Annotated in this window: 22 protein-coding genes and 1 tRNA gene; 20 read left to right on the top strand and 3 right to left on the bottom strand. The window is 45.4% G+C overall.

Annotated features, from left to right (window positions below):
* The first annotated feature begins 231 nt into the window (after positions 1-231).
* Both cysS and E0H77_RS03245 read left to right on the top strand, forming a co-directional pair.
* The gene (gene cysS / locus E0H77_RS03250) at positions 232-1653 is read left to right on the top strand and encodes a cysteine--tRNA ligase (RefSeq protein WP_131374960.1); all 1422 of its coding nucleotides are present in this window, start codon (positions 232-234) and stop codon (positions 1651-1653) included.
* Positions 1654-1716: 63 nt separating this feature from the next.
* A tRNA-Gly gene (locus E0H77_RS03245) sits at positions 1717-1792 on the top strand.
* A 70-nt stretch (positions 1793-1862) separates the two neighbouring features.
* Here the strand turns inward: E0H77_RS03245 and E0H77_RS03240 are convergent.
* Positions 1863-2849, bottom strand: a complete 987-nt coding sequence (locus tag E0H77_RS03240; protein WP_131374958.1) for a LysR substrate-binding domain-containing protein — start codon at positions 2847-2849, stop codon at positions 1863-1865.
* A gap of 461 nt (positions 2850-3310) precedes the next feature.
* Here E0H77_RS03240 and E0H77_RS03235 point away from each other — a divergent pair, with 461 nt between their 5' ends.
* The 3 genes from E0H77_RS03235 to E0H77_RS03225 all read left to right on the top strand — a co-directional run bounded on the left by E0H77_RS03235 (position 3311) and on the right by E0H77_RS03225 (position 7393).
* Positions 3311-4537, top strand: coding sequence for an acyl-CoA dehydrogenase (locus E0H77_RS03235; RefSeq protein WP_131374957.1), 1227 nt, complete (start codon positions 3311-3313; stop codon positions 4535-4537).
* 238 nt (positions 4538-4775) lie between these two features.
* Positions 4776-6092 (top strand): MFS transporter, encoded by a 1317-nt coding sequence (locus tag E0H77_RS03230; protein ID WP_131374955.1) that lies wholly within the window; start codon positions 4776-4778, stop codon positions 6090-6092.
* A gap of 59 nt (positions 6093-6151) precedes the next feature.
* Positions 6152-7393: a CaiB/BaiF CoA transferase family protein gene (locus E0H77_RS03225; RefSeq protein WP_131374952.1), complete on the top strand. Its 1242-nt coding sequence runs from the start codon at positions 6152-6154 to the stop codon at positions 7391-7393.
* A 163-nt stretch (positions 7394-7556) separates the two neighbouring features.
* On the opposite strand, the gene E0H77_RS03220 is transcribed toward E0H77_RS03225, so the two are convergent.
* Entirely contained in the window at positions 7557-8153 is a 597-nt protein-coding gene (locus E0H77_RS03220) for a helix-turn-helix domain-containing protein (RefSeq protein ID WP_004900692.1), read from the bottom strand.
* A 295-nt stretch (positions 8154-8448) separates the two neighbouring features.
* On the opposite strand from E0H77_RS03220, the gene glnT reads away from it, so the two are divergent.
* The 15 genes from glnT (at position 8449) to madM (ending at position 22521) form a co-directional block, all read left to right on the top strand.
* Positions 8449-9840 (top strand): type III glutamate--ammonia ligase, encoded by a 1392-nt coding sequence (gene glnT / locus E0H77_RS03215; RefSeq protein WP_228258285.1) that lies wholly within the window; start codon positions 8449-8451, stop codon positions 9838-9840.
* Positions 9841-9884: 44 nt separating this feature from the next.
* The gene (locus E0H77_RS03210; protein WP_131374950.1) at positions 9885-10808 is read left to right on the top strand and encodes a class II glutamine amidotransferase; all 924 of its coding nucleotides are present in this window, start codon (positions 9885-9887) and stop codon (positions 10806-10808) included.
* A 29-nt stretch (positions 10809-10837) separates the two neighbouring features.
* Entirely contained in the window at positions 10838-11557 is a 720-nt protein-coding gene (locus tag E0H77_RS03205) for a GltB/FmdC/FwdC-like GXGXG domain-containing protein (protein ID WP_045792936.1), read from the top strand.
* Positions 11558-11584: 27 nt separating this feature from the next.
* A complete protein-coding gene (locus E0H77_RS03200; RefSeq protein ID WP_131374948.1) occupies positions 11585-12919 on the top strand; it encodes an FMN-binding glutamate synthase family protein in 1335 nt (444 codons plus the stop codon).
* 118 nt (positions 12920-13037) lie between these two features.
* Positions 13038-13454, top strand: a complete 417-nt coding sequence (locus E0H77_RS03195) for a hypothetical protein (RefSeq protein ID WP_131374946.1) — start codon at positions 13038-13040, stop codon at positions 13452-13454.
* Positions 13451-15085 carry a SulP family inorganic anion transporter gene (locus E0H77_RS03190; protein WP_131374944.1) on the top strand — a complete coding sequence of 545 codons (1635 nt, stop codon included), beginning with the start codon at positions 13451-13453 and terminating at the stop codon, positions 15083-15085. Before E0H77_RS03195 ends, E0H77_RS03190 begins: the two co-directional genes overlap by 4 nt.
* 108 nt (positions 15086-15193) lie before the next feature.
* Positions 15194-16873: a malonate decarboxylase subunit alpha gene (gene mdcA, locus E0H77_RS03185; protein ID WP_004900708.1), complete on the top strand. Its 1680-nt coding sequence runs from the start codon at positions 15194-15196 to the stop codon at positions 16871-16873.
* Positions 16874-17740 carry a triphosphoribosyl-dephospho-CoA synthase gene (locus tag E0H77_RS03180; RefSeq protein ID WP_131374942.1) on the top strand — a complete coding sequence of 289 codons (867 nt, stop codon included), beginning with the start codon at positions 16874-16876 and terminating at the stop codon, positions 17738-17740. It abuts the gene before it with no gap.
* Positions 17741-17758: 18 nt separating this feature from the next.
* A complete protein-coding gene (locus E0H77_RS03175) occupies positions 17759-18058 on the top strand; it encodes a malonate decarboxylase subunit delta (RefSeq protein WP_131374940.1) in 300 nt (99 codons plus the stop codon).
* Positions 18051-18899 (top strand): biotin-independent malonate decarboxylase subunit beta, encoded by an 849-nt coding sequence (locus E0H77_RS03170; RefSeq protein ID WP_131374938.1) that lies wholly within the window; start codon positions 18051-18053, stop codon positions 18897-18899. The genes E0H77_RS03175 and E0H77_RS03170 overlap by 8 nt, the downstream gene beginning before the upstream one ends.
* Positions 18896-19744: a biotin-independent malonate decarboxylase subunit gamma gene (gene mdcE, locus E0H77_RS03165; RefSeq protein ID WP_131374936.1), complete on the top strand. Its 849-nt coding sequence runs from the start codon at positions 18896-18898 to the stop codon at positions 19742-19744. Before E0H77_RS03170 ends, mdcE begins: the two co-directional genes overlap by 4 nt.
* On the top strand, positions 19741-20361 hold the full coding sequence (locus E0H77_RS03160) for a malonate decarboxylase holo-ACP synthase (RefSeq protein ID WP_131374934.1): 621 nt from the start codon (positions 19741-19743) through the stop codon (positions 20359-20361). The genes mdcE and E0H77_RS03160 overlap by 4 nt, the downstream gene beginning before the upstream one ends.
* Positions 20358-21287: a malonate decarboxylase subunit epsilon gene (gene mdcH, locus E0H77_RS03155; protein WP_131374932.1), complete on the top strand. Its 930-nt coding sequence runs from the start codon at positions 20358-20360 to the stop codon at positions 21285-21287. The genes E0H77_RS03160 and mdcH overlap by 4 nt, the downstream gene beginning before the upstream one ends.
* A 51-nt stretch (positions 21288-21338) precedes the next feature.
* Positions 21339-21761 carry a malonate transporter subunit MadL gene (gene madL, locus E0H77_RS03150; RefSeq protein ID WP_131374930.1) on the top strand — a complete coding sequence of 141 codons (423 nt, stop codon included), beginning with the start codon at positions 21339-21341 and terminating at the stop codon, positions 21759-21761.
* Positions 21754-22521 carry a malonate transporter subunit MadM gene (gene madM, locus E0H77_RS03145; protein WP_131374928.1) on the top strand — a complete coding sequence of 256 codons (768 nt, stop codon included), beginning with the start codon at positions 21754-21756 and terminating at the stop codon, positions 22519-22521. The genes madL and madM overlap by 8 nt, the downstream gene beginning before the upstream one ends.
* Before the next feature lie 30 nt (positions 22522-22551).
* Here the strand turns inward: madM and E0H77_RS03140 are convergent, their stop codons facing one another.
* The gene (locus E0H77_RS03140) at positions 22552-23487 is read right to left on the bottom strand and encodes a LysR family transcriptional regulator (protein WP_131374926.1); all 936 of its coding nucleotides are present in this window, start codon (positions 23485-23487) and stop codon (positions 22552-22554) included.
* Positions 23488-23511 lie beyond the last annotated feature (24 nt).

Here is a 23511-nt window from a genome sequence, read left to right as displayed (position 1 = left end):
AAATAGGGTCTGTTGACATTTCATCTATGGCCTGCATTTTTGGCGAAAACGACTTAAACAAGACCTGAAATGAAGGCAATGGAGACCCCATTGTTGAGTGCCCTAATCTAACTGCAAATTCAGCTTACTCATGTCGATGCTTATCTTATATTTTTTAGGGATAAAACTTTGTGAAATATTGTGCATCAGTTATGATGAGGCATCTTTAGTTTGAACATTTGAAGACTTTATATGCAACCCTTTGTTTTATATAACTCTGAGCAACGTAAAAAAGTTGAATTTGTACCCCGTAAAGCAGGGCATATCGACATGTATGTTTGCGGTATGACCGTCTATGATTATTGTCATATTGGGCATGCTCGAGTCATGGTTGCATTTGATTACATCATTCGTTTTTTACGTAGTCAGGGTTGGAATGTCAAATACGTGCGCAATATCACCGATATTGACGACAAGATTATTAAACGTGCCAATGAGAATGGTGAAAGCATCACCGCATTGACCGACCGTTTTATTCAGGCCATGAATGAAGATGCTGAAAACTTGGGTTGTTTACACCCAGACGAAGCACCGCGTGCGACTGAGTATATCGACCAGATGCAAAACATGATTGGCAACTTGGTTGAAAAAGGCGCAGCGTATCCTGCAAGCAATGGTGACGTATATTTCCAAGTTGAAAAATTTGCCAAATATGGTCGCTTGTCGGGTCGTAAACTGGATGACATGCAAGCGGGTGCTTCAGACCGTGTCGATGTCGAAGTTGAGAAAAAACACCCGTTTGACTTTGTACTTTGGAAACATGCCAAAGCCAATGAACCTGCTTGGGCTTCACCTTGGGGACAGGGTCGTCCAGGCTGGCATATTGAATGTTCAGCGATGTCAACCTGCTGTTTGGGCAACCATTTTGACATTCATGGTGGTGGTTCGGACTTGATGTTCCCGCACCATGAAAATGAAATTGCACAAAGCGAAGCTTCAACAGGCGAACAGTATGTCAACTACTGGATGCATGTCGGCTTTATTAATGTTGATGGTGAGAAAATGTCTAAATCTTTAGGCAACTTCTTTACTATTCGTGATGTGATGGACAAATTCCATCCCGAAGTGATCCGTTACTTTATCGTGTCTTCACATTACCGTAGCCCAGTGAACTTCTCAGACGTCGCGCTAAAAGAAGCTAAAACGACGTTAAGCCGTTTCTATCATTCATTTAAAGCTTATCAACAAGTGTATGGTGAAAAAACGGTTGAAACTTTAGATCAAGAACTGGTTGAACGCTTCAATAGTGCAATGCGTGATGACTTCAATACTGCCGAAGCAATTGCAGTTTTGTTTGAAGTCAATAAAGAGTTGAATCGCGCGGTGAAAGAAGAAAACGCCGAGCAAGCGGCAGTGTATTATTCAACACTTCGTCATTTGACCAATATTTTAGGTTTGGTACAGCATAATGTTGAAGACTTCTTAAAGTCAGATATTGGTCAGGATGCTTTAGGTTTATCTGAAGAACAAATCGAAGATTTGATTCAGCAACGTCAAGATGCTAAAAAAGCCAAAGACTTCGCCAAAGCTGATGAAATCCGCCATTCCTTGCTCGATCAGGGGGTTGTACTAGAAGATACTCGTCAAGGTACTGTTTGGCGCCGTGCTGATTAATTAGGCAGTTGGATGCTGAAAGAGTTGACAGCTTTTTGAAACACTCTATAATGCGTCCATATTGCGGGAATAGCTCAGTTGGTAGAGCATAACCTTGCCAAGGTTGGGGTCGCGAGTTCGAGTCTCGTTTCCCGCTCCAAAATTTAAAAAAGCCCTTAGATTGAATCTAAGGGCTTTTTTTATTGAGAAAAAAGATAAGGTACTTCTATTTATATCTCTGTTTCTGCTATATGGGATGAGGCAGCACGCGCTATATTTTTATTCTGATAAATTTTTATTTCATACTCTAACCATTCAATAAATTTTAAAATTAGCGCACTGTTTTGCTGTTCCGAATAAACAAAATAATAAGAACGAGAACCTTTGAGTTTCAACTTGGAGGCAATAACCAAGTCTCCATTATTCAATTCTTTTTCAAGCAGCATTTGTGGAATCAGCGCAACGCCCATGTGATGGGTGGCTGCAACTGCCAACATGGAAAACAGTTCGTGCCGCTGACCATCTGTCGCATAAGGGTGATCATAACCTGCGGCATGGAACCATTCTTTCCAAATATAAGGTCGGGTTGTTTGCTGCAAAAGTGGCAGTCGGCTGAGCTGTTCGGCACTTAAGTCTAGCTGTTTGATCGATTCAAGCTGGATTTCTGGACAATATTTTTGAATGAGCTGTGCAGAACACACGGGAACCACATCTTCTTGCATGAGAAATTGAACTTTTGCACCTGCCCAATTTTCGACCTGAGCAGATGTGCCTGCATAAATTGCCGCATCGAAAATATGCTCACTAAACAAAAAAGGTTTGGTGCTGGTTTCCAGATGAATGGTAATTTCAGGATAGACCTCATTGAAACGATAAAGCCGAGGGAGTAGCCAACGCGTTGCAAAGGTAGGAACAACGCCGAGTTTGAGCGTGCCTCCCAGCCCTTTATGCGACATCAGGTCGATGGTGCTTTGTTCAATTCCTAATAAAGAAGACTTGATACTTTTAAAATATTGCTCGCCTGCAAGGGTTAATTCAACGCCGTGACGGGTACGATGAAACAAGGCGAGGTTTAAAAATTCTTCTAATTGCTGGATTTGTCTGGAAACAGCACTTTGGGTAATGCACAGTTCTTGCGCCGCGTAAGTATAACTTTTATGTTTGGCAGCAGATTCAAAGCAAATCAGTGATTGTAAAGAGGGAATCATCCGACGCATATCACGATCCTTGTCATATCGGTGGATTTTTAGATTAAGATATTTAGAAATAACATAGATTAGCGTTAAAAATAAAATTTTTACTTTATAAAAATTTAAAAGTAACTGGATTTGAATAATCTGAGTTCGATGAATGGTTCTCAAAAAATGGATACACAAAAATGTCATTTGTAACTGTTTGAGTCATTAAAATATTTTTAAAATTATGTTTTTGATATATTTTTTATAAGATATGGCTTTTGGTAAATTTTGCAGATGCACCTTTGGTTCAACCTGAAATATGAGTCAAAACTGTAAGGCCTCGTCATAACATTCAATATTTTGAGTAAGAGTTTTGATCGAACTCAGGTTAAATAAGATATGCGTAAACCACATGGCTGCATGAGAAATAATCGTTTGCTACCTAAGCTGACTGGTCGTAGCATAAAGGAAAAGACAAACCAGACAAGGCTAGGGAAGCGATGAATCAAATGGTCGAAACAACAAAAAAATCTGCACGTGTTCAATTTAACTGGGAAGACCCTTTTTTACTTGAGCAACAATTGACACAAGAAGAACGCATGATTCGCGATGCAGCAGCGGCGTATTGCCAAGACAGACTCATGCCACGCGTACTTGAACAATTCCGCCATGAAACTACCGACCCCAGCATTTTTCGCGAAATGGGTGAGCTGGGTTTGCTTGGGCCAACGATTCCTGAACAATATGGCGGTGCAGGCCTAAATTATGTCAGTTATGGCTTGGTTGCCCGTGAAATCGAGCGTGTCGATTCAGGTTATCGTTCTATGGCAAGCGTACAAAGTTCATTGGTGATGGTACCGATTAATGAATTTGGTACAGAGCAGCAAAAACAAAAATATCTGCCAAAACTGGCGACAGGCGAATACATTGGCTGTTTTGGCTTAACCGAACCTGACCATGGTTCAGACCCTGCAGGTATGTTGGCGCGTGCCAAAAAAGTGGCAGGTGGTTATCGCCTTACAGGCACAAAAATGTGGATTACCAATAGCCCGATTGCCGATGTATTTGTAGTTTGGGCAAAGGAAGTGTCTACAGAAGGTCATGTTGGTGATATTCGCGGGTTTATTCTGGAAAAAGGTTGGGAGGGATTATCAGCTCCTGCAATTCACGGCAAGGTTGGTTTGCGTGCTTCCATTACGGGCGAAATTGTCATGGATGGTGTATTTGTCCCTGAAGAAAATGCCTTTCCTGAAGTGCGTGGCTTAAAAGGTCCATTTACCTGTTTAAATAGTGCGCGTTACGGCATTGCATGGGGGGCGATGGGTGCGGCGGAGTTTTGTTGGCATACTGCGCGTCAGTACACTTTAGACCGTCAACAATTTGGTCGTCCTTTGGCAGCCAATCAGCTGATTCAGAAAAAACTGGCAGATATGCAAACTGAAATTGCACTCGGTTTACAGATTGCCTTGCGTTTTGGGCGTATGAAAGATGAAGGTCTTGCCGCAGTCGAAGGCACATCTTTAATTAAACGCAACAACTGCGGTAAAGCATTAGAAATCGCACGTTTAGCCCGCGACATGCTGGGTGGCAATGGCATTAGCGATGAGTTTGGGATTGCCCGTCATTTGGTCAATCTGGAAGTGGTAAATACCTATGAAGGCACACATGACATTCATGCCTTGATTTTGGGGCGTGCACAAACAGGCATCGCTGCATTTGCCAACTAAATAAAATCATTTCATCCACATTTTTATTGATATAACCAAGATGCTCGTCATGAGCGTCTTTGGTCTAACTTTGATTGAAAAAACTAAGCAAACCATAGTCAGGGATTCATCATGGATAGGCAGCATGCAGAAAGGCGCTTTGCCAAAGCAACAGGGATACAACAAAAACAGGCACAGTGATTTTTTGATGACTCGCAGATGAATGACCGAGGCTCATTTGGGAAAATGAGGTGTCAAGATGAACAATGATGTTCAAGCGGTTGTTGCAGATTTACCCCGTTCGTTACCGACAAATGTCGGAACATATGAACGGATTACCCCGAATACATGGAAGTGGGCGTTGCTATTTGCCTATTTTGCCATGGTGGTGGACGGTGTCGATATCATGTTGCTGTCCTATAGTTTAACCAGTCTAAAAACCGCATTTGGCTTATCGACCCTTCAGGCAGGTGCGCTCGGCAGTGCGTCTTTGGCAGGAATGGGCATTGGCGGTATTTTGGGTGGGTGGTCATGCGATAAATTTGGTCGGGTCAGAACGATTGCTCATTCAGTGACGTTTTTTTCGTTGGCGACCTGTTTACTGGGCTTTACCCAAACTTTTGAGCAGTTTATGGCGCTCAGATTTATTGGTGCATTGGGGATTGGAGCGCTATATATGGCCTGTAATACCCTAATGGCAGAATATGTTCCAACCAGTTACCGCACAACCGTACTGGGCACTTTACAGACTGGACAAACAGTAGGATATATCGTTGCGACGATTTTGGCAGGCGCGATTATTCCTGAACATGGTTGGCGCGCCCTGTTTTTCATTACGGTTATTCCTGCTGCAATCAATATTTTTCTGCGACGTTTTGTTCCTGAACCGAAGTCATGGCAACTGACCAAAATCCAGTCGCTAAGTACAGAAAAAACAGCCACACAAATAGAGATGCCGCAAGCCAATAATCGCAGTATTTATCAGCAGATTTTTAGCAATTTAAAACACCGCAAAATGTTTTTGTTCTGGATGACCACCGCTTTTTTTCTACAGTTCGGTTATTACGGCATCAACAACTGGATGCCAAGTTATCTGGAAACCGAATTGCATATGAACTTTAAATCCTTGACCAGTTATATGGTCGGTTCATATACCGCCATGATTCTGGGCAAAATTCTGGCAGGTTATCTTGCCGATAAGTTCAATCGCCGTGCAGTGTTTGTCTTTGGAACGTTAGCCAGTGCCATTTTTCTGCCTGTGATTATCTTCTTTAATACACCAGATAACATTTTATATTTGCTGATTACCTTTGGTTTTCTGTATGGCATTCCATATGGAGTCAACGCAACTTATATGGCGGAGTCTTTCTCGACTGATGTGCGCGGAACGGCAATTGGCGGTGCTTACAATATTGGGCGTGTCGGCGCAGCTATCGCACCTGCAACCATCGGCTTTTTGGCATCGGGTGGAACGTTTGCCAACGCGTTTATGGTGATGGGAGCAGCGTATTTTATTGCAGGTGTTTTGCCAGGACTGTTTATTCGTGATCGTCAGTACGATCCGCAAAAATCATAAGAACTGTCAAAGATGGCTCAAAAACCTGATGCCATCTTTATTATTAAAAGGATAAGTGTATGGGTGCATTAACAGGGTTACGTGTGCTGGATTTGAGTCGGGTGCTGGCTGGCCCTTGGTGTGGTCAGATTCTGGCAGATTTAGGTGCAGAGGTGATCAAGATCGAACGTCCTAAAGTTGGGGATGATACCCGTATGTGGGGGCCGCCGTGGATGCCAGATGAACAGGGGGATGCCACCCGAGAAGCGGGTTATTATCAGTCGGCAAACCGTAATAAATATTCGGTGGCGGTCGATATTGCATCACATGAAGGACAATTGCTGATTCAGGACATGGTTAAAAATGCTGATGTGCTGATTGAAAACTATAAGGCAGGCTCGTTAACCAAATATGGTTTGGATTATGCCAGCCTGAGTAAAATTAACCCAAGACTGGTGTATTGTTCGATTACTGGTTTTGGACAGACAGGGCCGCGTGCCGCAGAACCCGGTTATGACTTTATTATTCAGGGCATGGCAGGGTTGATGAGTATTACGGGTGAGCCAGAAAACGTGCCGCAAAAAGTCGGGGTTGCAGTGACCGATTTGCAAACGGGGCTTTATGCCACGATTGCAATACAGGCAGCGCTATGGTCGCGCTTAAGTACAGGCAAAGGGCAGCATATTGATCTGTCACTGCTCGATGTTCAGGTTGCAGGTCTGGCAAATCAGGGCATGAACTATCTGCTGACTGAAAAATCCCCTGTACGCATGGGCAATACCCATCCCAATATTGTGCCGTATCAAACATTTAAGGCAAAAGACAAAGACTTTATTATCGCCTGTGGCAACGATAAACAGTTTAAAGATCTGTGTATGGCGATTCAGCGACCAGACCTTTGGGAGCATACTAACTTTCGTTCAAATCAGGATCGGGTTAAACATCGGCATGCCTTGATTCAGCAATTGCAGCAGCACTTTTTAACTCAAACTGCCCAGTTTTGGGTGGACTGTATTCATGCAAAACAAGTGCCTGTAGGCATGATTAATTCCATCGAGGAAGCTTTGCAAGAACCGCAAATACAGGCTCGCAACATGTTGGTAAATGTGCCGCATCCGCAAAATTCGGATTTTAAAATGATTGCATCGCCGATTAAATTGTCCGAAACACCTGTTGAATACCGTCAAGCACCGCCTCGTTTAGGGGAGCATACTTGGTCTGTGCTCCAACAATATCGCAGTGAAAGCGAATTACGACAGCTTAAAGCGACGGGAGTGATCGAGGCGTTTGCTGAGCGGGAGGATGTTGTCGGTGTGGAATAAGATTAATAAAAGGGGATCGTTAGGCTTGTTTCATAAGTCATTTTTTTAACAAAAATGACAATATAAATACCCTCATCCCATAGGGAGAAAAACAAAGGACTGATCAAAGAAGTCTATAGACAGGCATTTGGGAGAGACATCATGCCTGTCTGTGATCTCAAAATTATTCTTGTGGCTGTGCGTAGTTCATCACAGACAGCAAGCGAATTGGCACCTGAATCAGTTTTTCTGGCCCATGTGGAATTTCACCTTCAAGGGTCAGACAGTCGCCTGGCTGCATATGAAATACTTCATGCCCATGACGATACAACAATTCACCTTCTACTAAATACAACATTTCCGTACCTGGATGGGCAAAAGTCGGGAATTCCTCGCTGGCATCATCCATACTGACCAGATACGCCTCAAAGTTTTTACGTGGACCACGTGAATGGGTGATTAAACGATAGGTATGACCTTTTTCTGTGCCACGGCGAACGACTTCCATACCATCGCCCGACTTGACTAGCATAGCGTGACTTTCTTGCTGGTCGTACTGGCTAAATAAAGTCGACATGGGAATGCCAAGCACTTCACACAGGCGGCTTAAAGTTTCCAGACTGGTCGATACTTGAGCATTTTCAATCTTGCTGAGCATGCCCTGACTGATTCCTGCGATTTGTGCCACTTCAGACAATTTCAAACCTTGTTCTTGACGATGGCGTTTGATTTGAATACCAATATATTGTTCAAGTTTTAAACTATTTTTAGTTTGTCTCATTCTGGTTCATCCCGCACTATTTCGATACCGATATTGCCTTGTAGTTTACTGCAAAGCACAAACGAACTTTGTCAAAACATAAAATTCCTATTACGAAATATATATTCTTGTTGGAAATATAGTCGATTTCTGCCCATAAATCACAATTTTTTTTAATGACCACAAAGTTGGCAAGGGATTTGCTTTCTTATTAGGAAAGAAAATTTCTTGAATGGAATTTTTAAAACCATGTAAGCACAGAAAGATGCATTTTCTGCACCACATTTAGTTTTTGTCATATGGGAGTATGTCAATCATGTTGCAGCAAGCCGTAACGGAGATGTTTGATCAACATCAACTCACCAAAAAACCGATGTATCGTCCAGAGGTTCAACAGGTGATTGATCAGTACCAATTAAAATATGTATTGGCACAGTTTGTCGATATTCATGGTGCTGCAAAAACCAAATCTGTACCCATTTCTGGTCTAAAGGCAATTGAAAAAGATGGCGTTGGTTTCGCAGGTTTTGCCATATCAGGTATGGGGATGCAGCCTCATGGTCCAGATTTCATGGTCAAAGGCGATTTGTCGAGCTTAACGCCAGTGCCTTGGCAACCTGGTTATGGTCGTGTGGTCTGTGAAGGTCATGTCAACGGTCAGCCACACCCTTATGATTCACGCTATGTGCTCCGTAAACAAGTCGAGCGTTTAAGTGCCAAAGGCTGGACATTGAATACAGGTTTGGAGCCAGAGTTTAGCCTGTTTCGCCGTGGGGAAAACGGTTCACTGAAAATGGTGGATGATTCCGACAACCTCGACAAACCTTGCTATGACTATAAAGGCTTATCGCGTTCACGCGAATTTTTAGAGCGCTTAACTGAAGCCTTGATTCCTGTCGGTTTCGACATTTACCAGATTGACCATGAAGATGCTAACGGTCAGTTTGAAATTAACTATACCTACAGCGATGCCATGAATTCGGCAGACATGTTTACTTTCTTCCGTATGGCGGCAGGTGAAATTGCCAACGATTTGGGCATGATCTGTTCGTTTATGCCAAAACCTGATCCAAAACGTGCGGGTAACGGCATGCACTTTCACTTGTCGATTGGCAGTGAAGAATCCAGCAACCTGTTCCATGACCCAAGTGACCCAAGCGGTATGGGCTTGTCAAAAATGGCATATCACTTTATCGCAGGGTTGCTTGAACACGGCCCAGCACTGTGTGCTTTCTGTGCGCCAACCGTGAACTCCTATAAACGCCTTGTGGTGGGTCGTTCATTGTCTGGTTCGACATGGGCACCTGCGTTTATTGCTTATGGTTCCAACAACCGTTCAGCCATGGTGCGTATTCCTTATGGTCGTATAGAGCTGCGCCTTCCGGATGCAGGTTGCAATCCGTATTTGGTGTCAGCCGCGATTATTGCTGCGGGCTTAGATGGCATTGAACGCGAACTGACTCCACCTGCGGCATGCAATGAAAACCTGTACAGCCTCGGACTGGAAGAGATTGCCGCACGTGGTATCGAAACTTTGCCACAGTCACTTAAAGAAGCCGTTGAAGCACTCAAAGCCGATCTATTGTTTAGAGAAAAAATGGGTGCAGAAATCGTGGATGAATTTATCAATCAAAAAAGTATGGAATGGGTGGAATACAGTCGACATGTGTCTGATTGGGAAATCCAGCGTTATACCGAATTTTTCTAAATTAAAGATAAATCAACAAAATTGAATCTATTGGAGTAAGCATTATGTGTGGCATTGTCGGACTTTACTTAAAAAATCCAGCCCTCGAATCTCAATTGGGAAAACTGTTTGAACCGATGCTTGAAGCGATGACTGGACGTGGCCCAGACAGCGCAGGCTTTGCGATCTATGGCGATGAAGTGCAAGACGGTTGGGTCAAACTGACCTTGCAAACTACTGACGAAAACTTTAACTGGCAAGCATTCGCAGAAAAACTAGAAGCGAAACTCGGTACAGGGTTTGAATGGTTCCAAAATGCAACTGCGGCCGTGCTTAAAGTCGAAGCAGATGAAACAACTGTTCGTGCAGCAATCACTGAACTTGCGCCTGAACTGAAAATCATGAGTGTCGGACAAAGCATCGAAATTTTAAAAGGCATGGGCTTGCCTGTCGAAATTTCTGAACGCTTTGGCTTAGCGAATATGAAAGGTAGTCACATTATCGGGCATACCCGTATGGCAACCGAAAGTGCGGTGACCATGGAAGGCAGTCACCCATTCTCAACAGGTGCGGATTTGTGTTTGGTACACAACGGTTCATTGTCCAACCATGCGCGTTTACGTCAGGAACTGAAACGTCAAGGCATTCATTTTGAAACCGATAACGACACTGAAGTGGCTGCGGGCTACCTGACTTGGCGCTTACAAGAAGGTGACAACCTAGCACAAGCATTGAATCATGCACTGGATGACTTGGACGGTTTCTTTACCTTTGCGATTGGTACACGTGACGGTTTTGCGGTGATTCGTGATCCGATTGCCTGCAAACCTGCGGTTTTGGCAGAAACCGATGATTATGTGGCAATGGCATCTGAATATCAGGCATTGGCTTCATTACCAAACATCGACAAAGCCAGAGTCTGGGAACCAGAACCAGCGACTTTATATGTCTGGGAACGCTCAACCGCCAATACTGGCGAAGCAGCATAAAGACTAAAACAATTAGAGGAACAAACACGATGAATAGCACAGTATTGGCAGACAAAATCGAATTAAAAGACACTTTTGACCTGAGCGTGGACAGCATTCGCGAACTGAATCAGGCATTACATACCCCTGAATTAGTTGCTGCGATTCCTGCATGGACTGTGCAGAACCCAGCAGGTCAGCACAATATCGCAGTGGGTATGAAAGCTCCTGTACAAGTCACCATTGACGGGCACGCAGGTTATTACTGTGCAGGCATGAACCAAGAAGCCGATGTGATCGTGAACGGAAATGTTGGTGTTGGCGTGGCTGAAAACATGATGTCGGGTTCAGTCCGCATCAAAGGCAATGCATCACAAGCAGCAGGGGCAACCGCACACGGTGGTTTATTAGTGATCGATGGTGATGCAGGTGCACGCTGTGGTATCTCAATGAAAGGTGTGGATATTGTGGTGGGTGGCAGCATCGGACACATGAGCTGCTTTATGGGACAAGCGGGACGTTTGGTGGTGTGTGGCGATGCAGGTGATGCATTGGGCGACTCACTTTATGAAGTGCGTATTTATGTCAAAGGCACAGTGAAATCTTTGGGTTCAGACTGTATTGAAAAAGAAATGCGTCCAGAACACATTGCCGAGTTGGCAGAGCTGTTAGAGCAGGCTGGATTTGATGAAGATCCAACTACATTTAAACGCTATGGCTCGGCGCGCCAACTGTACAACTTTAAAGTCGACAACGCATCTGCTTACTAAACCCAACGTGGCTCGGAGATTTTAATCATGACTCAATCTACTACTCAATTTGAACCAGTATTACGTGAATCTGCGACGTTTGACCGTTTAACGATTCAGGAAATTCAACGTGCTGCCTCTACAGGGATTTATGGTATCCGTGGTGGTGGAACAAAACGCAAATTGCCACACTTCGATGATTTGTTATTGCTCGGTGCGAGCATGTCGCGTTATCCGCTCGAAGGTTACCGTGAAAAATGTGGAACGGATGTGGTCCTTGGTACACGGTTTGCCAAAAAACCGATTCACCTGAAAGTGCCTGTGACCATTGCGGGAATGAGTTTTGGTGCATTGTCTGCCAACGCCAAAGAAGCATTAGGGCGTGGCGCAACCATGGTGGGTACATCAACCACAACAGGTGACGGTGGTATGACGCCTGAAGAACGTGGACACTCACAAACTTTGGTATATCAATACCTACCTTCACGCTATGGCATGAACCCAGATGACTTGCGTAAAGCCGATGCGATTGAAATTGTACTCGGTCAAGGCGCAAAACCAGGCGGCGGCGGTATGTTACTGGGCATGAAAGTCACTGAACGTGTAGCAGGCATGCGTACATTACCAGTGGGTGTGGATCAACGCAGTGCCTGTCGTCACCCAGACTGGACAGGCCCAGATGACCTCGCGATTAAAATTGCTGAAATCCGTGAAATCACCGACTGGGAAAAACCGATTTATGTGAAAATCGGGGCAAGCCGCCCATACTACGACGTTAAACTTGCGGTAAAAGCAGGTGCAGATGTGATTGTGCTTGATGGGATGCAAGGCGGTACTGCGGCAACTCAGGAAGTGTTTATTGAACATGTCGGGATTCCAATTTTACCTGCCATTCCTCAAGCGATTCAGGCACTTCAGGAAATGGGCATGCACCGCAAGGTTCAATTGATCGTTTCAGGCGGGATTCGTACAGGTGCGGACGTTGCAAAAGCCATGGCACTCGGTGCAGATGCTGTCGCAATTGGCACAGCAGCATTGATTGCACTGGGCGATAATCACCCGCGCCTAAACGATGAATTGAAAAAAATCGGTTCTGCCTCAGGTTATTACGATGACTGGCAAAATGGTCAAGACCCTGCGGGAATCACGACTCAAAACCCTGAATTGTCAAAAAATCTTGACCCGATTGAAGGGGGGCGTCATTTGGCAAATTACTTGCGCGTTTTAGTGCTTGAAGCTCAAACTATGGCACGTGCTTGTGGTAAATCACACTTGCATAACCTTGATCCAGAGGATTTGGTGGCGCTGACAGTTGAAGCGGCAGCGATGGCACGTGTGCCATTGGCAGGAACCAACTGGGTACCAGGTCAAGTCCAGTTTTAACCCAGCCTGATACTGATCAAAAAAGCGAGCCATGTGCTCGCTTTTTTTTGCAGACTTTTACCTAACGGATTTGTTATGCTGTCAGATGATTTATAGCAATAATAAGGAGTCTTAAATCATGGATAGCAATAATAAAAAACCTAAACATTCAATTGCCTGGCTCGATAAACCCGAAGCGCATGATTATCCTGCGGCAAGTTCTTATTTATGTTTATTGTTGCACCCTTCACAAGTTGAAAAATTGGTCAGCCGTTTACAAGCGGAAGACGTGAGCCAGTTTAAAGCCAAAGACATTTTTCGGGCAGCACAACTGCCTTTGCTGGATGAACACAATTTTCACGTGGCAAAGGATTTAAGCAAGATTGAACAAGAAAAAGCACTTTCTCCCTTGCTATTGGTACGTGATTTGGGACAGCGGCATTTGATTATTGCCGATGGTTATCATCGTTTATGTGCAGTCTATCTGCATGATGAAGATGCCTTGATTCCTTGCCAGATTGTTTCACTCACTGCACAAGATTTGGCGAGTCTATGACTACGGCTAAAAAAGTCCCGATTTTTGATCTGATTGCGGGTTTGTCCATCGCAGGCTTGTTATTACCTGAAGCAGTGGCATATTCCAATATTGCAGGACTATCACCGCAAAGTGGTTTGGTGGCGCTGGTGCTCGGTTTGGTGCTTTATGGTCTGATCGGGCATAGCCGTTTTGCGATTGTATCTTCGACGTCATCTTCTGCCGCAGTCATGAGTTCAGGTTTGGCAACCATTGTGGTGTTTTCCTCGCCAGAGCGGGCAAGTCTGGCGTATGCACTGGTATTTTTGTCGGGAATTTTGCTGGTGATTGCGGGGCTGTTTAAGCTCGGAGAGGTCACGCATTTTATTGCTAAACCTGTACTGAAGGGCTTTTCCTTTGGCTTGGCACTGAGCATTGTGGTCAAACAGCTACCCGCAGTGTTACAGGTGCATCCTGCACATAGCGATTTTTTTCGTCAATTGTGGGAAATGCTGCAAGCCTATTCGAGCTGGAACTGGCATGCTTTGAGTATGGGACTCAGTGCCTTTTTAACTTTACAGTTGACCCAACGCTATAAAACCATTCCAGTTGCTTTGTTGCTGATTATTTTAGGCATTGGCCTAAATGTGATGGGGTATACCCAAGAATGGGGAATTCGTTCAGTTGGACATTTTGAGTTTGTTTTGCCGAGTGCCAGCTTACTTCATTTGAATATGAATAGCTGGCTACAACTGGTGGAAATTTCGCTGGCGGTTGCCCTGATTATTTATGCTGAATCTTATACCTCGATTCGTACCTTTGCCCTGAAATACAATGATCCAAGCGAACCCAACCGTGACCTGATTGCATTGGGTATGGGGAATATCTGCTCAGGATTACTAAAAGGCATGGCTGTTGGTGCAGGCTATTCGGCGACTTCAGCCAACGAAGCCGCAGGGGCAAAAAGTAAAAAATCGGCATGGGTGGCGGCACTGGCAGTGGTGATTTTTCTGCTGTGTTTTCGTCAGTATATTGCCAATATTCCTGAGCCAATTCTGGCAAGCATTGTGATGTATGCGGTGAGTGGGCATATTCGTTTTGCGCCGTTTAAGCAGTATTTTATTTGGCGTAAAGATCGGTTGTTGTCGATTGTTGCGATTTGGGCAGTGATTGTTTTTGGGGTGCTCAACGGCTTAGTCATTGCGATTATTGTCAGTATTTTGATGATGCTTAAAAGCTATTCGGTTCCTCGAATTGCATGGCTTGGGCGTATGGATGGCGGGCATGATTTTGTCGATATTGACCGCTTTCCTGAAGCCGTGGCGCTTGATGGTATTTTAATTGCACGGCCTGATCACCCCATGTTTTTTGCCAATGCTGAAAAAATTTCTAATGCGATTATTCACAAACTTTCTGAGCAAAATTATCAACATGTAATTTTGAATCTGGAAGAATGCCCAAGTCTTGACAGTACCAGTGTCGAAGAACTCCTACAGTTAGCCACCCAGTTACAAGACAAGCAGATTGATTTACAACTGGCGAGGGTACGCCGCTCCGTGGCGGAAACTTTATTGTATGTAAACAGTCCGTTATTGCCCCAATCCACCTACGCGGCACAAAGTGTGGATGATGCGGTCAATCGGTTACAGCGGAGTGCTTCTTCCGCGATTTAATCCGAGTTTATTAACTTCAGGTTAATGTTCTGCATTTCGAGTTTATTGATCAAAAACCCTGAACAGGGTTTTATAGATGAAAACATGAACTGCAGAACAGGACATCGCATGGAAGGCTCGGTACAGCATAAAGATCGAATTTGGAATAAACGCCGTTATGCCAAGCAGATTAAATTGGACTTGGCACGCAAGTTTGCCGACGGTGTAGTGATTCCCACCCAAAATATTGTTCAGGCGCTCGAAACCTTAATTACCCCAGGCGATAAAGTCATCCTTGAGGGTAATAACCAAAAACAAGCCGATTTTCTTTCACGTGCATTGGCACAGACCAGCCCCGATGTATTGCATGATCTGCACATGATCATGCCAAGTGTTGGGCGTCCAGAGCATCTGGATTTATTTGAAAAAGGCATTGCGCGTAAACTTGATTTTTCTTTTGCAGGCACGCAAAGCCTACGCATTAGCCAGTTGCTTGAAGATGGCTTACTGGAAATTGGTGCGATTCATACCTACATCGAACTGTATTCGCGCTTACTGGTCGACTTGATTCCGAATGTCGTGTTGTCCGCAGGCTTTATGGCAGACCGTCACGGCAATATTTATACAGGTGCAAGTACCGAAGATTCGCCAGCCTTGATTGAACCTGCAGCATTTAGCGATGGCATTGTGATTGTACAGGTCAACAAATTAGTTGATGACGTAACCGATTTGCCACGTGTCGATATTCCTGCCTCTTGGGTGGACTTTGTGGTGGTAGCAGATCGTCCATTTTATATTGAGCCGCTGTTTACTCGTGACCCGAAACACATCAAACCTGTACATGTCCTCATGGCAATGATGGCGATTCGCGGCATCTATGAAAAGCATCAGGTGCAATCGCTCAATCACGGTATTGGTTTTAATACCGCAGCGATTGAATTGATCTTGCCAACCTATGGCGAATCACTTGGCTTAAAAGGCAAGATTTGCCGTAACTGGACATTAAATCCGCATCCGACTTTGATTCCTGCGATTGAATCGGGTTGGGTGGAAAGCGTGCATTGCTTTGGAACTGAACTGGGCATGGAAAAATATGTAGCGGCACGCCCCGATGTATTTTTTACAGGGCGTGATGGTTCGCTGCGTTCCAACCGCATGATGTGTCAGTTGGCAGGGCAATATGCGGTGGATCTGTTTATTGGCGCAACTTTACAGGTTGACGGTCAAGGCCATTCTTCAACCGTCACCAAAGGACGTTTGGCAGGTTTTGGCGGTGCGCCAAATATGGGACATGACCCACGTGGTCGCCGACATAGCACGCCTGCATGGCTGGATATGCGTCCTCAAGGGTTGAATGATACCGACACTTATCTGGCACGTGGTAAAAAACTGGTGGTACAGATGGTGGAAACCTTCCAAGAAGGTGGAAAGCCAACTTTTGTCGATCAACTTGATGCAGTCGATGTTGCGAAAAAATCAGGTATGCCACTGGCGCCAATCATGATTTATGGCGATGACGTGACTCATCTGCTTACCGAAGAAGGCATTGCGTATTTATATAAAGCCGACAGTCAGCAACAACGTGAAGAAATGATCGCGGCAGTGGCTGGTGTGACCGATATTGGTTTGCGTCATGACCCGAAAAATACTGAACGTCTACGCCAAGCAGGTTTGGTGGCATTTCCCGAAGATTTAGGCATTCGCCGTACCGATGCAACCCGTGAGCTGCTTGCGGCTAAAAATATTGCAGACTTGGTGACATGGTCAGATGGTCTGTACGAACCGCCTGCAAAATTTCGGAGTTGGTAAATGAATGCATTTTTTCAACTCAAACCGCAGCACTATCTGGCCGATACCTTCGCAGATTTTGCGGTACAAGCTCTACTCGATGAAGTGCGTTTGTCACCCAAACCTGCACTGGTCGATGCACGTAGTTCAGGCGCACATCAGGATTTGACCCTGAACTTGATGGAACAGTCGGCTGAAAGTTTAAGACATATGTTTGCTGCCATGAGTTTGGCAGCAACACAACATGGCGAAGTTTCACGGGCATTACGCGAACAAATCGGACAGCTTGGGCGTGAAGGTGAGCAAGCCATGTTGGCGGTGACGGGCGGCGTGAATACCCATCGCGGGGCGATTTGGGCACTCGGTTTACTGGTGACAGCTGCGACGTTGTTGCCACAGGGAACATCTGCGGAGGAAGTGTGTCTTTGTGCAGGGCAAATCGCACAACTTGAAGACCGAGCTGTAACAGCGAAAGCTACCTTAAGTCATGGGCAAATGGTATTGCACAAACATGGCAAGCAAGGGGCAAAACAGCAAGCACAACAAGGTTTTCCTGCGATTTGTCAGCACGCCTTGCCACAGCTTCGCCACACCCGACAGCGTTCGATGCGTGAGGAATTTGCCCGTTTAGATGCCTTGCTGGCGATTATGCAGCATCTGGATGATACCTGTGTGCTGTATCGGGCGGGATTAAATGGCTTAAAGCGCATGCAGCAAGGTGCAGGACAAGTTTTGGCACTCGGTGGTTATGCCAGTCTGGCAGCACGTCGTGAACTGTATTTGCTGGAAATTGATTTATTGCGTCTGAATGCTTCACCTGGCGGTGCGGCGGATTTATTGGCAGCGACTTTATTTGTCGATCGGGTAGAGCGTTTTCAAGGCGAATAACTCATAAGGATAAAGAACATGGAAATATTGAATTTTAAATTTGCTGCCCAGCGTGTTGCTAAACAACGTGCGCTGGTCGGTTGTGTCGGTTCAGGCGATTTGGAAATTTTGGTTGAACCTAAAGAGGGTGACACTTTAAGCATTCAGGTGACTACATCAGTCGATGGCAGCCAAGTGCGCTGGAAAAATTTGTTTGAACGCGTGTTTGCTATGCAGGAATTACCAGCAGTCAACATTGAAATTAATGACTTTGGTGCAACCCCGGGCGTGGTGCGCTTACGTTTAGAGCAAGCTTTGGAGGAAGCACAACATGACTGATATTCAAGACTTATTACAGCGCAGCAGTTTTATTGAACTCTCGGCACGTCAGCGTGCACAAAGCCTGCTTGATTTACGTTACCGTGAACTGGTTGATCCATTTGATCGGATCACGTCGCCGTGGTTGCCTAAGCAAAATATTGTGCCGCAAGCCGATGATGGCGTAGTGGTCATTAAAGGAACTATACAAAAGCAGCCTGTCGTGGTGATTGCCATTGAAGGTGCATTTCAGGGCGGAAGCCTTGGTGAAGTTGGCGGTGCAAAAATTGCAGGAGCTTTAGAGCTGGCGATTGAAGATAACCTTAAAGGCATTCCAACCGCCGCAGTGTTATTGCTAGAAACGGGTGGTGTGCGGTTACAGGAAGCCAATTTGGGCTTGGCAGCGATTGCCGAGATTCATGCGGCGATTGTGGAATTACGTCAGTATCAGCCTGTGATTGGAATTGTTGCGGGGAGTGTGGGCTGTTTCGGTGGTATGTCGATTGCCGCTGGATTGTGTAGTTATCTGATTTTGACTCAAGAAGGGCGTTTGGGGTTGAATGGCCCGCAAGTGATTGAGCAGGAAGCAGGTGTACAAGAATACGATGCCAAAGATCGCCCATTTATCTGGAGCATTACAGGCGGCGCACAACGCTTTGCATCGGGTTTGGTCGATGCTTTTGTTGAAGATGATATCGAGCAGATTCACCAGCAAGTGCAGCAGTTCTTGAGTGCAGGGTGCCCAGCTCAGCCACGCAGCTCACGTTATGCCTGGTTCTTGGAAAAAATGGCACAGGTAGATACCCGTGAACAGATCAGTCCAAGTGCGGTACAGCAGTTATATCAAGGAGAATCGGCATGAATATGGATGTTAATGCAACGCGTGTCACCGCTAGAGGCTTAAATTGGTTCAATGCTTTGACCGCAGAATCAAGTTTTCAAAACGTCGCCGATTTTCCTGCATCATTACGCGTTGCTGATGGTGAGTTAAACGGTTATCCCGTGCGGGTGATTGCTGTTGTGGTAGATGCCAACAATCAGTTTCCACGTGCGCAGCAAGGCGAAGTGGGTTTACTTGAAGGCTGGTCGCTTGCTAGAGCAGTTGATCAAGCGATTCAGGCAGATGCCAGCCAGTCACAGAAACGTGCAATTTTATGTGTGGTCGATGTGCCAAGTCAGGCTTATGGTCGCCGTGAAGAAGTCTTGGGTATTCATCAGGCATTGGCCGCGGCGGCAGATCGTTATATTACGGCACGTTTGGCAGGGCATCCAGTGATCAGCCTGTTGGTGGGTAAAGCAATGTCGGGTGCATTTCTGGCACATGGTTACCAAGCCAATCGCTTAATCGCACTGGATGATGCAGGCGTTATGGTACATGCGATGGGTAAGGAATCTGCTGCACGTGTGACTTTGCGTAGTGTTGAAGAACTGGAGCAGTTAGCTGCAAAAGTCGCACCAATGGCGTATGACATTCAGAGTTACCACAGCTTAGGATTGCTGGCCGAGATTTTACAGGTACAGGATATTGTGCATCCGCAAGCTGAAGATGTGCTATTGATTCAGCAGCATGTATCAGCCGCGTTACAGGATATTTTGCAAAGCCAAGACCGAAGTTTGTCGTCACGTTTTCACGGTGAAAACCGTCAGGCATCGCAAAAAGTTCGTGCTTTACTGCGTGAACAATGGTCACGCGAGCAATCTGTATGATCAGCGCACCACAAGCCCACGATTTGCTTTGGGGAATGCCGCTCAGCGCGCTTCCTGAGCAAGTTCCTGATTGGGCATGGCAGGCAATTGCAGCAGGTCAACCTGTCGTGGTGCGTCGTGCTGTGACCGATCCTGATCAGGTGGCAGTGGGTATTCGTGGTGTACAACGTTGGCAACGCTTGGCGTGTATGATGCCGAAAGCTGCAATTCAACGTATTGTGAAACCTGAACAGTTGATTGAAGTCAATGCTGAACAATTTCCAATCATTGCGGAAAAAATCCAGCTGATTGATCAAGTGTTACAGGCCACAGGCTGGACGTGGGGTATTACGGGTAGTACAGGTTTTGAGTTGGCAACAGGCATACAGGTGACGCATGCCAACAGTGATTTGGATGTGCTGATTCGTATGCCAAATGAGTTAGCCAAAGCAGATGCAAAAGTATTGTTGGCGGCTTTGCGACAGTCACCTGTACGAGTCGATGTGCAATTGCAAACCCCATACGGTGGTGTGGCATTGGCAGACTGGGCAAATGCCCGACATCAGATGCTCTTGAAACGTGCAGAAGGTGCGGTGTTGGTCGATAACCCGTGGGCAATGCAGGAGGTTGGCGCATGAGTTCATTGTGGGTGTATCCGGGACAGGGCGTACAGAAGCCCAATATGTTGCATGACTTACCGCAAGATGATGTGGTGCAACATTATTTAGCACGCGCCTCTGCTGTATTGGGACAGGATGTTTTAACTTTGGATACACCAGAAGCATTGCAATCAACTCGTGCAGTACAGCTGTGTTTATTGATTGCAGGTGTGGCGAGTTCACAGCAATTGTTACAGAAGCAGCTTAAACCTGATTATGTGGCGGGACTGTCGATTGGTGCATGGGCAGCCGCTGTAGTTGCTGAGGTGTTGAGTTTTGAAGATGCGCTCAGGCTGGTGGCACTGCGTGGTGAGCTGATGCAAAATGCTTATCCGACAGGTTATGGCATGACTGCGATTATTGGAACAAGTCGGACACAGGTAGAACATTGGGTTGCTGAAGTACAACAGCAGCTAGGTCAAGTGTATGTTGCCAATATTAATGCGGCAAATCAGATTGTAATTTCGGGGGCAGATAGCGCCATGCAGCAAGTTGCCACACTGGCACAACAACAAGGCGTCATGGCAAAGCGCTTACAGGTCAGTGTGCCATCACACTGTGAATTATTGGAACAGCAAGCGCACACGCTGGCGCAAGCGATGCAAGAGGTTGAGTTCAAAACAGCAAAAATTCGTTATTTGAGTAGTAGTACCGCGCGTTTGATGCTGAGTGCCGTACAGATTCGTCAAGATTTGGCTCGCAATATGGCATGTGTCGTGGAATGGGAAAGTACCCTGCAAGCGGCGTGGGAGCGTGGTGTTCGGTTACAACTGGAATTGTTGCCTGGCACGGTATTGACAGGGCTTGCCCGACGTATATTTAAAGAAGGGTTGGTCATGGCGTTTCAAGGAACGCGCATGGACAACATTATGATTGCAATGCAGCAGCAGAAGGATTGTGTATAACAAATCTGGATCGCGAAACACATTAATTTCCAAGGATATGAGGAAAATACAATGATTATTTATGGAGTTGGAATACTCGCACTTTGCACACTGGTCGGTACAGTATTCGGTGACCTCTTGGGTATTTTATTAGGTGTTAAATCAAATGTTGGTGGTGTTGGTATTGCCATGATTCTTTTGATTTTCATTCGTTTATGGATGCATAAACGTGGCTTAATGATTCCTGAAACAGAAAAAGGCGTGACCTTTTGGGGAACAATGTATATTCCTGTGGTGGTTGCAATGGCGGCACAGCAAAATGTGGTATCTGCATTGTCGAGTGGTCATTTGGCATTATTTGCCGCAGTCGGATCAGTTGTGATCTGTACTTTCACCATTGCGGCACTGAGCCGTTATAAAAAAGGCGAACCTCTTCCAAAGGAAAATGAACAAGAGGCGACATTGACTAGCATCGGAGGTAAAGCACATGGCTGATTTATTATTCAAAGATTTGACACATTTGGGGCTGATTACAGCATTTGCACTGGTTGCCCTCGTAATGTGGCTGTCTACCAAAATCTCGAAATATTTGACCAAAGGTCGTGTACATGGCTCTGCAATTGCAATTGTGATTGGCTTAATCTTGGCATGGGTCGGTGGAACCATGACAGGCGGAGAAAAAGGGCTGACTGATATTGCACTGTTTTCTGGTGTTGGCTTAATGGGCGGCGCAATGTTGCGTGACTTTAGCATTGTCGCAACTGCATTTGAAGTCCAAGCAACCGAAGCGAAAAAAGCCGGGTTTATTGGTGCATTTTCGCTGTTATTGGGCACGGTTTTGCCATTTATCGTTGGTTGCAGCTTTGCATGGATTTTTGGTTATCGCGATGCAGTCAGCATCACCACGATTGGTGCAGGCGCAGTGACTTATATTGTAGGGCCTGTGACAGGCGCTGCAATTGGTGCATCTTCAGATGTCATGGCATTGTCGATTGCGACAGGTTTGGTTAAAGCGATTTGTGTGATGGTGACAACCCCGATGACAGCCAAATTCATGGGCTTGGATAACCCGCGTTCAGCCATGATTTTTGGTGGATTGGCAGGGACAGTGAGCGGAGTTTCTGCGGGATTGGCAGCAACAGATCGTCGTCTTGTTCCGTATGGTGCATTGACCGCAACATTCCACACAGGTTTGGGTTGCTTGATGGGACCATCGATATTATTTCTAATCGTGAAAATGCTGGTCGGCAGCTAAATCATGAGGTCATCATTTTGGGCAATAACACTATTGCCCAGATGTTGAATGACTTTGAAATTTGTTGGCAAACATGCGACATTCTGCAATTAACGCGAGCAAATTTGGATCGCGTTCTTTGCTTTTTAAGAACACCAAACCAATATGTTGCTGAATACGAAAATTTGCTTGTAGCGGAATTAACTTGACCGAACTTTCATAGACTGCCGAAATTCGCCCTGGTAGCAAAGCAAAACCGACTCCTGAGCTGACCATACTAATTAAAGTAAAAATATCACTGACCTGCAAAGCTACTGTCGGTTCAAAACCTGCTTTTTGAAACACCACTTCACTGTCACTATGTGTTGCAAAGCCCTTATTTAAAGTAATAAAAGTTTCTGCTTTGAGTAAGCTGAGATCAATTTCACTGAGCTGCGCATATTTAGAATCTGTAGGGACTGCCAGAAAAATATCATCCTGAAACATCGGCAAAATTTCAAAATCATTGCTGGCTGTCGTTTCATTTAACGCCACAATAATCGCATCAATTTCAGTCTGTTTCAGCTTGGTCACTAAATCCTGATTGGAACTCAGTAAAAGCTGGATATCCAGTTCACTGCGCCGTAGTTTTAAACCACTGATCAGTGAGGGAATGGTTTTGACCGTGAGAGAGTACAGTGAGCCCAAGCGCAATACTTTGGCAGCAAAACCTGCGGCTTCGCGGGTTTTTTCTACGCTCAAGACTAAGTCAGCCACAATTTTTTGAGCATGCTCTTCAAACACATATGCACTTTTCAGGGGAATCAGATTGCGTCCTTCATTTTTAAATAACGGACAGCGCAGTGCGCTTTCTAAAGAATGTAGGGCCTTATGAATACTGACATTACTGACTTGCATTTCATCGGCAGTTTTGGATAAATTGCCATAACGCATAAAGGCAAGAAAAATCTGGATTTTCTTTAAGGTGATTTCATCATCAATCTGCATAACAGAACATCCATATTCTTAAAA

Origin of the sequence: Acinetobacter brisouioides, assembly GCF_004331075.1 — a bacterium.
Lineage (GTDB): Bacteria > Pseudomonadota > Gammaproteobacteria > Pseudomonadales > Moraxellaceae > Acinetobacter.
This window is presented reverse-complemented; position numbering and strand designations above follow the sequence as displayed.

What these genes read in the sequence shown, in the direction of transcription:
- E0H77_RS03190 (WP_131374944.1), top strand. Translation starts at nt 13,451, where the DNA reads ATGACTACGGCTAAAAAAGTCCCGATTTTTGATCTGATTGCGGGTTTG.
- cysS (WP_131374960.1), top strand. Translation starts at nt 232, where the DNA reads ATGCAACCCTTTGTTTTATATAACTCTGAGCAACGTAAAAAAGTTGAA.
- madL (WP_131374930.1), top strand. Translation starts at nt 21,339, where the DNA reads ATGATTATTTATGGAGTTGGAATACTCGCACTTTGCACACTGGTCGGT.
- E0H77_RS03195 (WP_131374946.1), top strand. Translation starts at nt 13,038, where the DNA reads ATGGATAGCAATAATAAAAAACCTAAACATTCAATTGCCTGGCTCGAT.
- E0H77_RS03210 (WP_131374950.1), top strand. Translation starts at nt 9,885, where the DNA reads ATGTGTGGCATTGTCGGACTTTACTTAAAAAATCCAGCCCTCGAATCT.
- E0H77_RS03230 (WP_131374955.1), top strand. Translation starts at nt 4,776, where the DNA reads ATGAACAATGATGTTCAAGCGGTTGTTGCAGATTTACCCCGTTCGTTA.
- mdcA (WP_004900708.1), top strand. Translation starts at nt 15,194, where the DNA reads ATGGAAGGCTCGGTACAGCATAAAGATCGAATTTGGAATAAACGCCGT.
- E0H77_RS03205 (WP_045792936.1), top strand. Translation starts at nt 10,838, where the DNA reads ATGAATAGCACAGTATTGGCAGACAAAATCGAATTAAAAGACACTTTT.
- E0H77_RS03200 (WP_131374948.1), top strand. Translation starts at nt 11,585, where the DNA reads ATGACTCAATCTACTACTCAATTTGAACCAGTATTACGTGAATCTGCG.
- E0H77_RS03175 (WP_131374940.1), top strand. Translation starts at nt 17,759, where the DNA reads ATGGAAATATTGAATTTTAAATTTGCTGCCCAGCGTGTTGCTAAACAA.
- madM (WP_131374928.1), top strand. Translation starts at nt 21,754, where the DNA reads ATGGCTGATTTATTATTCAAAGATTTGACACATTTGGGGCTGATTACA.
- mdcE (WP_131374936.1), top strand. Translation starts at nt 18,896, where the DNA reads ATGAATATGGATGTTAATGCAACGCGTGTCACCGCTAGAGGCTTAAAT.
- glnT (WP_228258285.1), top strand. Translation starts at nt 8,449, where the DNA reads ATGTTGCAGCAAGCCGTAACGGAGATGTTTGATCAACATCAACTCACC.
- E0H77_RS03140 (WP_131374926.1), bottom strand. Translation starts at nt 23,487, where the DNA reads ATGCAGATTGATGATGAAATCACCTTAAAGAAAATCCAGATTTTTCTT.
- E0H77_RS03240 (WP_131374958.1), bottom strand. Translation starts at nt 2,849, where the DNA reads ATGCGTCGGATGATTCCCTCTTTACAATCACTGATTTGCTTTGAATCT.
- E0H77_RS03220 (WP_004900692.1), bottom strand. Translation starts at nt 8,153, where the DNA reads ATGAGACAAACTAAAAATAGTTTAAAACTTGAACAATATATTGGTATT.
- mdcH (WP_131374932.1), top strand. Translation starts at nt 20,358, where the DNA reads ATGAGTTCATTGTGGGTGTATCCGGGACAGGGCGTACAGAAGCCCAAT.
- E0H77_RS03170 (WP_131374938.1), top strand. Translation starts at nt 18,051, where the DNA reads ATGACTGATATTCAAGACTTATTACAGCGCAGCAGTTTTATTGAACTC.
- E0H77_RS03235 (WP_131374957.1), top strand. Translation starts at nt 3,311, where the DNA reads ATGAATCAAATGGTCGAAACAACAAAAAAATCTGCACGTGTTCAATTT.
- E0H77_RS03180 (WP_131374942.1), top strand. Translation starts at nt 16,874, where the DNA reads ATGAATGCATTTTTTCAACTCAAACCGCAGCACTATCTGGCCGATACC.
- E0H77_RS03160 (WP_131374934.1), top strand. Translation starts at nt 19,741, where the DNA reads ATGATCAGCGCACCACAAGCCCACGATTTGCTTTGGGGAATGCCGCTC.
- E0H77_RS03225 (WP_131374952.1), top strand. Translation starts at nt 6,152, where the DNA reads ATGGGTGCATTAACAGGGTTACGTGTGCTGGATTTGAGTCGGGTGCTG.